At 72.0% G+C, this 13,204-nt stretch carries 11 protein-coding genes; 7 read left to right on the forward strand and 4 right to left on the reverse strand.

Annotated elements, in window-relative coordinates; translation table 11 throughout:
- Positions 1-50 precede the first annotated feature (50 nt).
- The 3 genes from C1N80_RS08445 to C1N80_RS08455 are packed head-to-tail and all read right to left on the reverse strand — an operon-like array spanning position 51 to position 3,791.
- Entirely contained in the window at positions 51-2,039 is a 1,989-nt protein-coding gene (locus C1N80_RS08445) for a DUF6541 family protein (protein ID WP_137770357.1), read from the reverse strand.
- Positions 2,036-2,461, reverse strand: coding sequence for a DUF2304 domain-containing protein (locus tag C1N80_RS08450; protein ID WP_137770358.1), 426 nt, complete (start codon positions 2,459-2,461; stop codon positions 2,036-2,038). Before C1N80_RS08450 ends, C1N80_RS08445 begins: the two co-directional genes overlap by 4 nt.
- A 4-nt stretch (positions 2,462-2,465) precedes the next feature.
- Positions 2,466-3,791: a nucleotide sugar dehydrogenase gene (locus C1N80_RS08455; RefSeq protein ID WP_137770359.1), complete on the reverse strand. Its 1,326-nt coding sequence runs from the start codon at positions 3,789-3,791 to the stop codon at positions 2,466-2,468.
- Positions 3,792-3,947: 156 nt separating this feature from the next.
- Between C1N80_RS08455 and C1N80_RS08460 the strand changes: the two genes are divergently transcribed.
- Positions 3,948-4,664, forward strand: a complete 717-nt coding sequence (locus C1N80_RS08460; RefSeq protein WP_137770360.1) for a glycosyltransferase family 2 protein — start codon at positions 3,948-3,950, stop codon at positions 4,662-4,664.
- 58 nt (positions 4,665-4,722) lie between these two features.
- Here C1N80_RS08460 and C1N80_RS08465 read toward each other — a convergent pair whose 3' ends face one another.
- Positions 4,723-5,958, reverse strand: coding sequence for an LCP family protein (locus C1N80_RS08465; RefSeq protein WP_240811064.1), 1,236 nt, complete (start codon positions 5,956-5,958; stop codon positions 4,723-4,725).
- 279 nt (positions 5,959-6,237) lie between these two features.
- Between C1N80_RS08465 and C1N80_RS08470 the strand changes: the two genes are divergently transcribed.
- From C1N80_RS08470 to C1N80_RS08495, 6 genes are all read left to right on the forward strand, one after another.
- Positions 6,238-7,212: a glycosyltransferase gene (locus C1N80_RS08470; RefSeq protein WP_137770361.1), complete on the forward strand. Its 975-nt coding sequence runs from the start codon at positions 6,238-6,240 to the stop codon at positions 7,210-7,212.
- On the forward strand, positions 7,209-8,057 hold the full coding sequence (locus tag C1N80_RS08475) for a glycosyltransferase (protein ID WP_137770362.1): 849 nt from the start codon (positions 7,209-7,211) through the stop codon (positions 8,055-8,057). The genes C1N80_RS08470 and C1N80_RS08475 overlap by 4 nt, the downstream gene beginning before the upstream one ends.
- A 135-nt stretch (positions 8,058-8,192) precedes the next feature.
- A complete protein-coding gene (gene glf, locus C1N80_RS08480; protein ID WP_137770363.1) occupies positions 8,193-9,353 on the forward strand; it encodes a UDP-galactopyranose mutase in 1,161 nt (386 codons plus the stop codon).
- 118 nt (positions 9,354-9,471) lie between these two features.
- Entirely contained in the window at positions 9,472-11,481 is a 2,010-nt protein-coding gene (locus C1N80_RS08485) for a glycosyltransferase (protein ID WP_137771709.1), read from the forward strand.
- Positions 11,478-12,410, forward strand: coding sequence for an ABC transporter permease (locus tag C1N80_RS08490; RefSeq protein WP_137770364.1), 933 nt, complete (start codon positions 11,478-11,480; stop codon positions 12,408-12,410). The genes C1N80_RS08485 and C1N80_RS08490 overlap by 4 nt, the downstream gene beginning before the upstream one ends.
- A 13-nt stretch (positions 12,411-12,423) precedes the next feature.
- Positions 12,424-13,194 (forward strand): ABC transporter ATP-binding protein, encoded by a 771-nt coding sequence (locus C1N80_RS08495; protein ID WP_137770365.1) that lies wholly within the window; start codon positions 12,424-12,426, stop codon positions 13,192-13,194.
- Positions 13,195-13,204: the final 10 nt, after the last annotated feature.

Raw genomic sequence — 13,204 nt, forward strand, 5'->3', positions numbered from 1 at the left:
GGGAGCCGGCGGTCGTGTCGCGGGCTGAGCGGGGTCCGGGGCCGGAGAGGTCACGTGGTCCCTTCGCAGTCGACGGCGATGAGTCGGGAGTGGTCGGTCTCGAAGACGACGGTGCCGATCGCGGGATCGGCCCGGTTCACAAGGTCGAACGTCGAGGACCACTGGTAGGTGATCTGCTCCTGGTAGACGTAGCCCACGCCGGCCTCGTGCAGCAGATCGCACACCTGGGCGGCGGGCACCTCGCCGTTCGAGCCGGAGAGGGCGTAGAGCAGGGCCCGGTCCTGGTTCTCGAGCGCCATGCCCGCGACCGGGAAGTACACCTGCTGACCGTGGATCGCGTACATGTGCGAGGCGCCGGAGAAGGGGCTCGCGAGCACCTTGAGGGAGTGGTCCATCGTGGGATCGGCGGCGGCCCAGGCCTCGAGCTCGTCCTGCTGGAGGAAGCGGCCGCGGCCCGAGTACTCCGCGGAGAGGTTCTTCGCCGCGTTGTCGAGGCGGGTCGGGATCGAGCTCGCCCCCGCCGCGAGGGCGAGCACCACGAGCAGCGCGATGACGGGGCGCGAGGGGCGCGGGCGGCGGCCGTCGGCGTCGAGGGGGCCGCGCAGCCGGCCCCAGACCTGCAGGCCCGGCACGATCAGCAGCACGGAGAGCATGGCGAGCGGCATCGAGAGGCGGTCCTGCCCGCGGTACCAGAGTGTCGAGAGGCCCAGCGGGGAGTCCACCGCGGAGTCGAGGTACAGCACGGCCACGACGATCCAGGCGACGCCCACCCAGCGGGCCGGTCCGCGCCACAGCGTGCGCACGAGCCCCGGCCACCACAGGGCCGCGAGGATGATGCCGAGCGCCATCGGCCACACGGTCAGCAGGCCCAGCAGGATCTCGCCGAGCGCGGACCACCACGGCACCTGGAGGCCGCCCTGGAAGCCGGTGACGGCCGCGGCGAGCGGGGTCAGGGCCAGCAGCAGCACGGGGATCACGCAGAGGACGGGGACCAGCCACAGCAGGCGCCGGCGACGCCGCTCGCGGAGCGCGGTCGCCGCGGTGAGCACGGTCGTCAGCAGCAGCGCCATGACGGCGACGTTCGGGTGCAGCAGGCCGAGACCCAGCGCCGCGAGGCACGCGATCGCGAGGGCCGCGAGGGCCGGCCGCCACCCGGAGGCCGTGGGGGCGGCGTCGACCGCCGGCCCTTCCTGCAGCGCCGACGTCGGCCCCGTCGGGGTCGGCCCGGGGAACAGCGCCTGCCAGAGCGCGAGGACCGCGGCGAGGGCGCCCGGGAGCGCCGCGAAGCCCACGAGGTTCGGGATCGCGGAGAGATGGATCCACTCGTCGAGCGGGGCGGCGGGCACGATCGCCGCGCCGATCGCGACGGCGAACGGCGCCCAGGCCACCTCGGGGAACACGGCCCTTGCGAGCAGCGCCGAGCCCAGCAGCCAGGGCACGAGCGCGAGGGCCAGCACCGCGCCGTTCAGCACGATCGGCACCGGCACCCCCGGCACGAGGGAGGCCAGCGCATGGAACGCCGCCGGGTACGCGGTCGCCTCGCCCACCGTGCTCGAGACCGAGCCGACGTCGAGGCTCGAGGCCGTGCCGGTCTCCCGGATCCGCTGCAGCGCGGAGAGGTGGTAGAGCGTGTCCCAGCGCTCGAGGACCACGCCGGGGGTCCGTGCCCGCACCGCGATCGGCACGACGGCCAGCGCGGCGGCGAGGGTGACCCACACCGGGGCGAGCAGCACCGTGCGCGGAGGCATCAGACGGCCCTCGAGGGCCGCGCCCGGCAGGCGCACGCCCCACCGGCGCAGCAGCACCGCGAGGCCCACGAGCACGAGGGCGAGCCCCAGGTGCGGCAGCAGCGACCAGCCGACCCCGACGAACGGGGCGATCAGGGCCGCGGTGCCCGCGATCCCGGCGGCGACCGCCGGGGCGATCGCGAGGGACAGCAGGCGCGAGCCGCCGAGGGCGCGCGGAACCGCGTAGCCGGGCAGATAGGTCGCCGCGAGGACCAGCAGGACGCTCAGCAGCAGGAGCAGGACGTCGGTCATCCGCGGTCGGTGCCGAGCATCCGCTCGCGGTAGGCGAGGGGCTGCTCCGACTCGTCCAGCGCCAGGCGGCGGGCGAGCACGGTGGTGCGCTTCTCCGCGTTCTTCGTGCGGGCCTCCGCGAGCGCGAGCGAGCCCAGCAGCACGATCACCGTCGCGTAGAGGAGCAGGTCCGCGCCGCGGCCCACCCCGACGACGTGCGCGACCGAGGTCAGCACGCGCGGGAACATCACCGTGAGCACCGCGAACACGGCGAAGCCGAGGATCAGCAGGCGGCGCACGGCCAGCTGCTTCGCCCCGCGGGTGATGAACAGCCAGGCGATGATCCCGAGGATCCCCAGGACCAGCAGGATCTGGATGATCAGCGTGCGGCTCCCGGCGGGGATCGTGGGCCCCAGCGCGAGGATCAGCTCGTGGGCGCCCACCGGCTCAGGCCTCCTCGGCCTGCTGGTGGGTGGAGGCGGAGCCGTCGCCGAGCACCAGGCGCGGCGTGCCGGCCCAGTTCTCGGCGGTCGTGATGTTGCGGCCGTCGACCACGAGCTTCACCCCGGGGACCTCCGCGGCGGAGAGCTCCGCGTACTCCGGGTGGTTGGTCTGCACGATCACGAGATCCGCGGCCTCCCCCAGGTGGTACGGCGCCCAGCCGAAGCCTGCGATCTCCTCGTCGTCGTAGTAGGTGTCGTGCACCGCGACCTCGGCGCCCTGGGCACGGAGGGCCTCGACCACCGGGAACACGCCGGAGAACGCGGTCTCCTTCACCCCGGTGCGGTACGAGGCGCCGAGCACGACGGCCTTCAGACCCTTCAGCGAGCCGAGCAGGCCCGCGGCGCGCTCCACGAGGAACGCGGGGACGGAGGCGTTGAGCTGGCGGGCGGTGCGGACCGTCGTCGCGCTCGGGTCGCCCGAGAGGTACAGGCGCGGGTAGACCGGGATGCAGTGGCCGCCCACCGCGATGCCCGGCTGGTGGATGTGGGAGTAGGGCTGCGAGTTGCTGGCCTCGATGACCTTGTACACGTCGATGCCGTGGTCCTGCGCGAACAGCGCGAACTCGTTGGCCAGCGCGATGTTCACGTCGCGGTAGGTGGTCTCGGCGAGCTTCGCGAGCTCGGAGGCTTCGGGGGAGCCGAGGTCCCACACGCCGTTGGGGCGGGGCAGGTCAGGGCGCTCGTCGAAGGTCAGCGCGGACTCGTAGAAGGCGCGCGCCCGCGCGGTGCCCTCCTCGGAGATCGCACCGATGAGCTTGGGGTACTTGCGCAGGTCCGCGAACACGCGGCCGGTGAGCACGCGCTCGGGGGAGAAGACGGCGAAGAAGTCCTGCGACTCCTTCAGCCCGGAGATCTCCTCGATCATCGGCACGAAGCGGGTGCGCAGGGTCCCCACGGGGAGCGTCGTCTCGTAGGAGACGAGGGTGCCGGGGGTGAGGTGCTCGGCCAGCGAGCGGGTCGCCTCGTCCATCCAGCCGAAGTCCGGCTCCCAGCTCGCGTCGTCCACGAACAGGGGGACGACGATGACGACGGCGTCCGCGCCGGGGATCGCCTCGGCGTAGTCGGTGGTCGCACGGAGGCGGCCGGCGGGGACGAGCTCGGCGAGCTTCTCGGCGAGCTGGGCCTCGCCCGGGAAGGGCTCCTTCGCCTGGTTGATCAGCTCGACCTGGCGGGCATTGACGTCGACGCCCACGACCTCGTGGCCGGCATCGGCGAACTGGACGGCGAGCGGGAGCCCGATCTTGCCGAGGGCGACGACAGCAGTCTTCACGTGAGATCTTCCTTCCGGCGCACTGCGCCACTTCTGCGAGGGACGGTCGCCCGGGGGCGATCCACCGTGACAGGGTATCGTCCGTCGTTGTCCCGGGCCTGGACCCGGATGCCCTGCCTCGTCGTCCCGGACGTCCCGCGTCCCCAGGAGCCCTGCATGACCTCTACCGAGCATCCGGAGCCGGCGCCCGAGGCCGACAGCCCCGGCGCGGAGCGCACCTGGTTCGTGGTGCCCCTGTTCAACGAGGGTGAGGTCATCGGCGACGTCATCCGCGCCCTGCGCACCCGCTACCCGCTCGTGGTCTGCGTCGACGACGGCAGCGCGGACGCCTCCGCGCGGATCGCCGAGGAGGCCGGTGCGGCCGTCGTGCGCCATCCCTTCAACCTCGGCCAGGGCGCCGCGCTGAAGACCGGCATCGACTACGCGCTGCGGGACCCGGGGATGCGCCAGGTCGTCACCTTCGACGCCGACGGTCAGCACCAGGTCGACGACGCCGCCGCCATGATCGCCCTGCGCGAGGAGGAGGGCGTGGACGTGGTTCTCGGCTCCCGCTTCCTCGACGGGCGCACGCGCCCCGGCCTCATCAAGCGCATCGTGCTGCGCGGCGCGGTCTGGTACTCGAACGTCACCAGCGGCGTGCGGCTCACGGACGCCCACAACGGGCTGCGGGTCCTGGGCCGCGAGGCGTGCGAGAGGATCGCGATCGAGCAGAACCGCATGGCGCACGCCTCGGAGATCGTCGAGGAGATCGGCCGCCACGAGCTGACCGTGCGCGAGCACCCCGTGCACATCCTCTACACGGACTACTCCCGCTCGAAGGGCCAGTCGGTGCTCAACTCCGTGAACATCGTCATCGACATGCTCTTCCGCTGATCCGATCCGTCCTCTCGCGACGGGACGGATCAGCGGGGAGCGCCGGCTCTGGCGGTCGTCAGGAGGCGGCCTTCGGCTCCGCGCTGCCGTCGGCGATCGAGCCGAAGAACGCGGCCGTGTCGTCGTCGTCCGTGAGGATCGCCTGACCGGAGTGCTTCGTCCGGTAGGCCGGGTCCTCGATCGGCATGGTCACCGTGCCGGCCTTCATCGCGCTGCGCGCCGTGAGCGCCATCCGGCCCAGGTCCACGATCCCCGTGCCCTCGCTCGTCGCGAGGGCGTCCGTGCCGGCGCCCGCGAGCCGCACCTGGGTCACGGGGTTCAGGAGCACGCCGGGGGAGGCGACGCGGGACATGAGGGCGCCCACGAACTGCTGCTGGCGGGCCTGGCGGCCGATGTCCGCGGTGGGGTCGAAGTAGCGGGCGCGCACGAAGGCGAGCGCCTGCTCACCGCCCACGTCGTGGCAGCCCTCGGTCATCTTCAGCCCGGACTTCTCGTCGTCCACGTCCTGGTCGATGCAGAGGTTCACGGAGCCGACGGCGTCGACCATGCCCTCGACACCGTCGAAGCCGATCTCGACGTAGTGGTCGATCGTCATGCCGGTGAACTGCTCCACGGTCTTCACGAGCAGCGGGGCGCCGCCGAAGGCGAAGGCGGCGTTGAGCTTGTACCTCCCGTGCCCGGGGATGTCCACGAGGGTGTCGCGGGGCAGGGAGACGAGGTAGCTGCGGCCGTTCGGGGCCTTGTGCAGCAGCATGATCGTGTCGGTGCGCTGGCCGGTCGTGCCGTCGTCGGCCACGGCGTCGCCGCCGCGGGCGTCGGATCCGGCGATGAGGTAGGTCTGCCCCTCGGTGGCCTCCGCCCCGGAGAGCGCGTCGACGTGCTCGATCCGGGAGTTCGTCCACAGCGCGAGGCCGGCGCCCCAGGCGAGGAGCATCACGAGGACCAGGGCGACGAGCGTCAGCCCAAGCCGCAGGGGGCGGGGCAGGCGCGAGCGGCGGCCGGGCCGGCGCGCGTGGCGGCGGGGAGCGCCGTCCGGCACGTCCCCGACGGGCGCGCCGGCCAGGAGCGGATCGGAGGCGTCGCGGGCGGGCGCCGCATGGCGCTCCGGAGCCCGGTCGCGGGCGGGGGCCGTGCAGGGATCGACGGCCGGGTAGGCGCGGGTCGGGGTCTCCTCGCGCTCGCCGCGTCCCGGCGCGGGGACGGGGCGGGCGCTGCCGCCGGCGCGGGCGCGATGGCCCCGGGGGCGGCGCGGTCCTCCGTGTCGCGGGGAGCGCGGGGGCTGCTGATCGCTCATGTGCCGTCTCCTCTCGCTCGCGTGGCGCGGGTCTGTTCGGGGGCCCGTCGCGGCGCGGGCCGGCGGGTGCTGACGGGTGATGGCGCCCGACAGGCTAGCCCCAACCCTCCCGCGCGACCGCACCGGGTCCATGACGTCGCGGAACCTCCTGCGAACCTTCACACGCCGTGCGCGGGGCTCCCGGGATCGGCCCGGGACCTCTCCGTACACTGGTCCGAGGCGCCCGCCGGCGCCGCCGGGGGACCCCGGCGCCACGACGACGCACCAGCAGGAGGCCTTGTGGACAGCACCGCAGCACGGGGGCAGGAGAGCGCCCCGCGCGTGGTCGCGGTGGTGGTCACCTACAACCGCGAGCAGCTGCTCGAGCAGTGCCTGGACGGCCTCGCCGCCCAGGAGCGCCGCCCGGATGCCGTGGTCGTGGTGGACAACGCCTCCTCGGACGGCTCCGGTCGCGTCGCCGATGCCCACCCCCTGGGCGCCGACGTCCTGCACCTGCGCCGCAACGTGGGCGGGGCGGGCGGCTTCGCGGCCGGCATGGCCCGCGCGCTCGTGCGCCACGACGCCGACTGGCTGTGGCTCATGGACGACGACACGGTCCCCACGCCCTCCGCCCTCGCGGAGCTGCTGCGCTCGATCGAGGCGTCGCCGGTGCGGCTGAGCGTGCTCAGCTCCCGCGCCGTCTGGACCGACGGCCGCGACCACCCGATGAACACCCAGCGCACCCGCTTCCGGGCGAGCGCGGGGGAGAAGCGGGACGCCGCCGCCGCGGGCGGCCGGCCGATCCGCACCGCGAGCTACGTCTCCGCACTGCTGCGCGGCGAGGACGTGCGCCGCCTGGGCCTCCCGTATGCCGACTACTTCATCTGGTCCGACGACTTCGAGCACACCGGCCGCCTGCTGCGCCGGGGCCGGGGCCTGCAGGTCCCCGCCTCCGTGGTCGAGCACCGCACCGTGCTTTTCGGCGACGCCCAGTCCAACCCGGGCTCGCGCTTCTACTACGACGTGCGCAACCGCACCTGGGCGCTGCTGCGCACCACCTCCTTCACCCCGTCCGAGAAGGTGCTCTACGGCGGCAGCACCGTGCTGGGCTGGCTGCGCCGGCTCGCCCGCCACCGCGGCGAGCTCACGGGCGTCGGTGCGCGCGGGCTGCTCGCCGCGCTGCGCCGCGGTCCGCGACCGTCGGCCGCGGTCCTCGCGACGGACCCGGAGGCCGCGGCGGACGTCCGCCGCATCGAGCGGGCGGCCGGGCGATGAGCGCCGTCCCCCCGTTCGCGGTGCTCATGCCCCTCTGGGGCCGCGACGAGCCCGCGCGCGTCGAGGCGGCGATCGCCTCCGCGACGACCGGCCAGACCCTGCGCCCGGACCTGTTCCTGCTCACCGTCGACGGCCCGCTTTCGAGCGCGCTCGAGGAGCTCGTGGCGAGGGTCGAGGCCGAGGAGTTCGGTCCCGCCCGCGTGCTGCGCCACCCCCAGCACCGGGGCATCGCCCTCACCCTCCAGGACGGCCTCGAGGCCTCCCCGCACGAGATCGTCGCGCGGGCCGACGCGGATGACCTCTGCCGGCCCGAGCGCTTCGCCGTCCAGATACCGCGGATGGCGCGCACGGAGGACGGCGAGGGCGCCGATCTGCTGGGCGGGTCCATGCAGGAGTTCAGCGACCGGGTCGCCCCGGGGGAGGGGCCGCTGCGCACCCGCCCCCTCGAGCACGAGCAGATCGTGGGCTACCTGGGCCGCCACTCGCCCTTCCACCACCCCACGATCGTGCTGCGGCGCTCGGTCGCGCTCGCCGTGGGCGGCTACCGCGACCTCCCGCTGCTCGAGGACTACTGGCTGTGGGAGCGGATGATGCTCGGCGGGGCGCGCATGGGCAACGTCGAGGAGGTCGTCGTCGACTACCGCGTCGACGAGCACCTCTTCGAGCGTCGCGGCGGCTGGACGCTCTTCACGAGCGACCTGCGCCTCCAGCGCACGCTCCTGCTGGACCGTGTGATCGGTCCCCGCGCGTTCCTGACCAACATCGTGCTGCGCGGCGGGTACCATCTCGCCCCGTGGCGGCTGCGTCGCTTCGGCTACCGCCGCTTCGTGGAGCCCATGCGCTGAGCCCGCACGGGCGGGCGCATGACAGGGCGCACATCGCCCGACGCGCCGTCCCCGGGGGCACCGCCCCCGCCACCCGCCTCCGCTACTGTGAGCTGGTCCGCCGAGGACCGTCCGACCGCTTCGAAAGGAACCCCCGTGGCCACTCCTGATCTGCTGATCGTCGGCTCCGGCCTGTTCGGCCTGACCATCGCCGAACGCGCCGCGACCGAGCACGGCGCCAAGGTCACCATCATCGACAAGCGGCCGCACCTGGGCGGCAACGCGTACTCCGAGGCCGACGAGGCCACCGGGATCGAGGTCCACAAGTACGGGGCCCACCTGTTCCACACCTCGAACGAGCGGGTGTGGGAGTACGTGAACCGCTTCACCGCGTTCACGGGCTACGTGCACAAGGTGTACACGAACCACCAGGGCATCGTGTACCCCATGCCGATCAACCTCGGCACCATCAACCAGTTCTTCTCCTCCGCGTACACGCCGGACGAGGCGCGCGCGCTCGTGCAGGAGCAGGCCGGGGAGCTCGCCGGGACCGATCCCGAGAACCTCAACGACAAGGGCATCTCCCTGATCGGCCGCCCGCTCTACGAGGCGTTCATCAAGCACTACACGGGCAAGCAGTGGCAGACGGATCCCAAGGACCTGCCCGCCGGGATCATCTCCCGCCTCCCCGTGCGCTACACGTACGACAACCGCTACTTCAACGACACCCACGAGGGGCTGCCCCAGCAGGGCTACACCGCGTGGCTCGAGCGCATGGCGGACCACCCCAACATCGAGGTGCAGCTGGGGGTGGACTACTTCGACGAGTCCCAGCCCTTCAACAAGAAGGCCGTGCGCGGCCAGCTCCCGGTCGTCTACACGGGCCCCGTGGACCGCTACTTCGACTACGAGCTCGGCGACCTCAAGTGGCGCACGATCGATCTCGAGACCGAGCACCTCGACACCACCGGCGACTTCCAGGGCACCTCGGTCATGAACTACGCGGACGAGTCGGTGCCCTTCACGCGCATCATCGAGCCCCGCCACTTCCACCCCGAGCGGGAGTACCCCAAGGACCGCACCGTCATCCAGCGCGAGTACTCGCGCTTCGCGGAGCGCGAGGACGAGCCGTACTACCCCGTGAACTCGTCGACGGACCGCGACTCGCTGCTGCGGTACCGCGAGATGGCCGACGCCGAGCCCCGCACCCTGTTCGGCGGCCGCCTGGGCACCTACCAGTACCTCGACATGCACATGGCGATCGGCGCCGCGCTGTCGATGGCCGACAACAAGCTCGCCGACCTGCTGCGCCGCTGAGCGCGTCCCCGAGGAGGAGACACCGATCGTGAGCACGACCCGTCCCCAGAGCACCGAGTCCGCCGAGTCCGCGGAGTCGGCTGAGAGCGCCCCGCAGCGGATCCTGCAGCGGCTCATCATGCCGCTCGCGCCGACGCCCGACGTGATCCCGCTGTACATCGAGTCGCAGGCCGCCCGCTCGGGCGCCCAGACCGGCTCCTTCGGGCTGGGCACCGCCACCGCGGAGAGCGCGGAGCCCGCCGCCGGGGCCACCGGCACGACCGGGGCGTCGCAGCTCGACCTCGAGGAGCTCAGCGCCCGCCACGGCGTCGAGGTGCCGCCGCAGTCGCTGCGCTCCTTCGGCACCTACTTCAACGCCTTCCCGGCGAGCTACTGGCGCCGCTGGACCCCGGTGCGCGAGGTGACGCTCACGATCGCGACGAGCGGCCGCGGGCAGATCATCGTCTACCGCTCGAACGCGCGCGGTGCGATCCAGCGCCACGACATGGCCATCGTCTCCCGCCCCGGCGAGACCCGCTTCGACCTGCCGCTGACGGCCTTCGGCGACGGCGGCTGGTACTGGTTCGACGTCATCTCCGGCCCGGACCCGCTGACGATCCACGGTGCCCAGTGGACGGCCGACGCCTCCGCGGCCCGCACCGAGGGCACCTTCTCGATCGCCATGACGACGATGAACAAGGTCTCCTACTGCCTCGACAACATCGAGCTGATCAGCAAGGACACGGACCTCCGCGAGAAGCTCGACGTCATGTACGTCGTGGACCAGGGCACCGACCGCCTGAACGACCACGACGAGATCGAGCCCCTGCAGGCCGCGATGGGCGAGCAGCTGCAGATCATCGAGCAGGGCAACATCGGCGGCTCCGGCGGCTTCTCGCGCGGCATGTACGAGGCGTCGACCAACGGCTCCTCGACCTACGTCATCAACTGCGACGACGACATCGACATCGAGCCCGAGTCGCTCCTGCGCATGCTCACCTTCGCGGACTTCGCGCGCACGCCGATGCTCGTGGGCGCGCACATGTTCGACCTCAACAACCGCTCGGTGCTGCACGCCTTCGGCGAGAGCGTGGACCCGTGGGCGATCCAGCCCAAGGTGACGATCCCCGAGGGGCGCCTGGGCCACGACTTCGCCGTCGAGCCGCTGCGCTCCACCCCGTGGCTGCACCGCCGCGCCGACGTCGACTACAACGGCTGGTGGACCTGCCTCATCCCCACCGAGACCGTCCGGGCGATCGGCCTGAGCCTGCCCGTCTTCATCAAGTGGGACGACGCCGAGTACGGCCTCCGCGCGAAGAAGGCCGGATACCCGACCGTCTCGATGCCCGGCGCGGCCGTCTGGCACATCACGTGGACGGACAAGAACGACGCGCTGGACTGGCAGATCTACTTCCACGAGCGCAACCGCATCATCACGGCGCTGCTGCACTCGGTCTACGAGCGCGGCGGCAAGGTGCTCACCGAGTCCCAGGGCATCGATGTCAAGCACCTCATGTCCATGCAGTACTACACCGAGGCGGCACGTCTGATCGCCCAGGAGGACGTCCTGCGCGGTCCGGGCGTGCTGCACGACGAGATCGGCACCAAGCTGCCCGAGCTGCGGGCGATGGCGCAGACCTACGACGACTCCCTCACCAAGGCGGACGCCGACCAGTTCCCCGAGGTGCGGATGCACAAGCCGCCGCGCAAGGGCCGGGCGTTCTCCGCCCCGCGCCGCTCGATGCTCCCGCTGTGGACCGCGAAGACGATGGCGCGGCAGCTGATCGCCGCGCCGCCGGAGAGCTCGGCCGCGCACCCACAGGCCGCGATCGCCCACCAGGACGCGAAGTGGTGGACGCTGAGCCACTACGACAGCGCCGTGGTCTCCAACGCGGAGGGCACGAAGCTCGCCTGGTACCGCCGCCGCCCGGAGCAGGTCCGCTCGATGCTCGTCCGCACGGCGCGCACCCACCTGGACCTGTACCGCCAGTGGAACCGGCTGCGGGACGAGTACCGCGCCGCCGCGGAGGGCCTGACCTCCTTCGCCGCCTGGGAGCGCACCTTCAGCGAGAACCCGGCCCCGGTGCGCCCGGGCATCGACGACGTCGACACCGCCGCGCCGTCCACCCCGGAGGGGGCCTCCGCGTGACGGCGACCGCCCCGACGCGTCGCACCCCCTCGGCCGCGGAGCGCGCCGAGGGGTGGAAGGCCCCCGGCCAGGACGCCGGGTGGCTGAACCCGCTCAAGGAGCGGTTCCTGCTGCGCCTGCTGGTGAAGAAGGAGCTGCGGGTCCGCTACCGCGGCAGCGTGCTCGGCATGGTGTGGAGCTACGTCAAGCCCGCCGTGCAGTTCCTCGTGTTCTACATCGCGATGGGTGTGTTCCTCGAGCTGAACAAGGGCACCCCGGCGTATGCCGTGTACCTCTTCAGCGGGATCGTCGTGGTGAACCTGTTCGGCGAGGTCTTCGGCAACGCGACCCGCTCGATCACGGGCAACGGGGCGCTCGTCGCGAAGATCTACATCCCCAGCCAGCTGTTCCCGTGGGCGAGCATGATGGTCGCCCTCGTGCACTTCCTGCCGCAGCTGCTCGTGCTCGTGGTGGGCGCCGTGCTCAACGGCTGGCTGCCCTCGCCCACGGCGGCGGTGGCCTTCCTGCTGGGGATGCTGATCCTGCTCGTGTTCACGATGGGACTGGGCATGCTCACCGCGGCGCTGAACGCGGCGTTCCGCGACGTGGAGAACTTCGTGGACCTCATCGTCATGGTCGCGACGTGGCTGTCCCCGGTGCTGTACCGGATCGACATGGTGCAGAAGTCGCTCGACGGCACGATCTGGTGGTGGCTGTACCAGCTGAACCCGCTGACGATCGTGGTGCAGCTGTTCCACGTCGCCTTCTGGCGGTACTCGAAGCCGGTCGTCGACGAGCTCGCCACGGACCACCCGTTCGCCTACACCCTCGCCCAGCCGGGGGAGCCCTACGGGCTGTGGTGGGCCGGGCTGCTCATCGCCGTCGCGGTCTTCGTGGTCGGCACGATCGTCTTCGAGCGCTCGAAGCGCCGCTTCGCGCAGGAACTGTGAGAGGAGGGCACCGATGACCCCGAACATCGCGGACGTCCCCACCTCCGCCGCGGTCCCCACGGACCGCGAGATGGTGCGCGTGGAGCACGTCTCCAAGCGCTTCTCCCTCCGCCACGACCGCTCCCTCAAGGAGCTCGTCTTCTCGGCCCTGCAGCGCAAGAAGCTCGCGGACACCTTCATGGCCCTAGACGACGTGGACCTCACGGTGCACGCCGGGGAGACGGTGGGCCTGATCGGGTTCAACGGCTCGGGCAAATCCACCCTCCTGAAGACGATCTCCGGGGTGCTCTTCCCGGACGCCGGCCGGGTGATGCTGCGCGGACGCGTAGCGGGCCTGATCGAGGTCGGCGCGGGCTTCCACCCGGATCTCTCGGGTCGCGAGAACGTCTTCCTCAACGGCGCGATCCTCGGCATGAGCCGCGAGCAGCTCGAGGAGCGCTTCGACGACATCGTCGCGTTCAGCGAGATCGAGGAGTTCATCGACACGGAGGTGAAGTACTACAGCTCGGGCATGTTCCTGCGGCTCGCGTTCTCGGTCGCGGTGCACACGGACCCGGACATCTTCCTCGTGGACGAGATCCTCTCCGTGGGCGACGAGCCGTTCCAGAAGAAGTGCCTCGAGCGGATCCGTGAGCTGCAGGCCGCGGGCCGCACGATGGTCGTCGTCTCCCACGAGCTCGAGATGCTGCAGAAGCTCTGCACGCGGATCGTCGTGCTGCGCAAGGGGAAGATCATCTTCGACGGCGACCCCACCGAGGCCGTCGCGGTGCTCCGCGCGAGCTGAGCGCTCCGCT

Source organism: Brachybacterium sp. SGAir0954 (assembly GCF_005490785.1).
Taxonomy (GTDB): domain Bacteria; phylum Actinomycetota; class Actinomycetes; order Actinomycetales; family Dermabacteraceae; genus Brachybacterium; species Brachybacterium rhamnosum.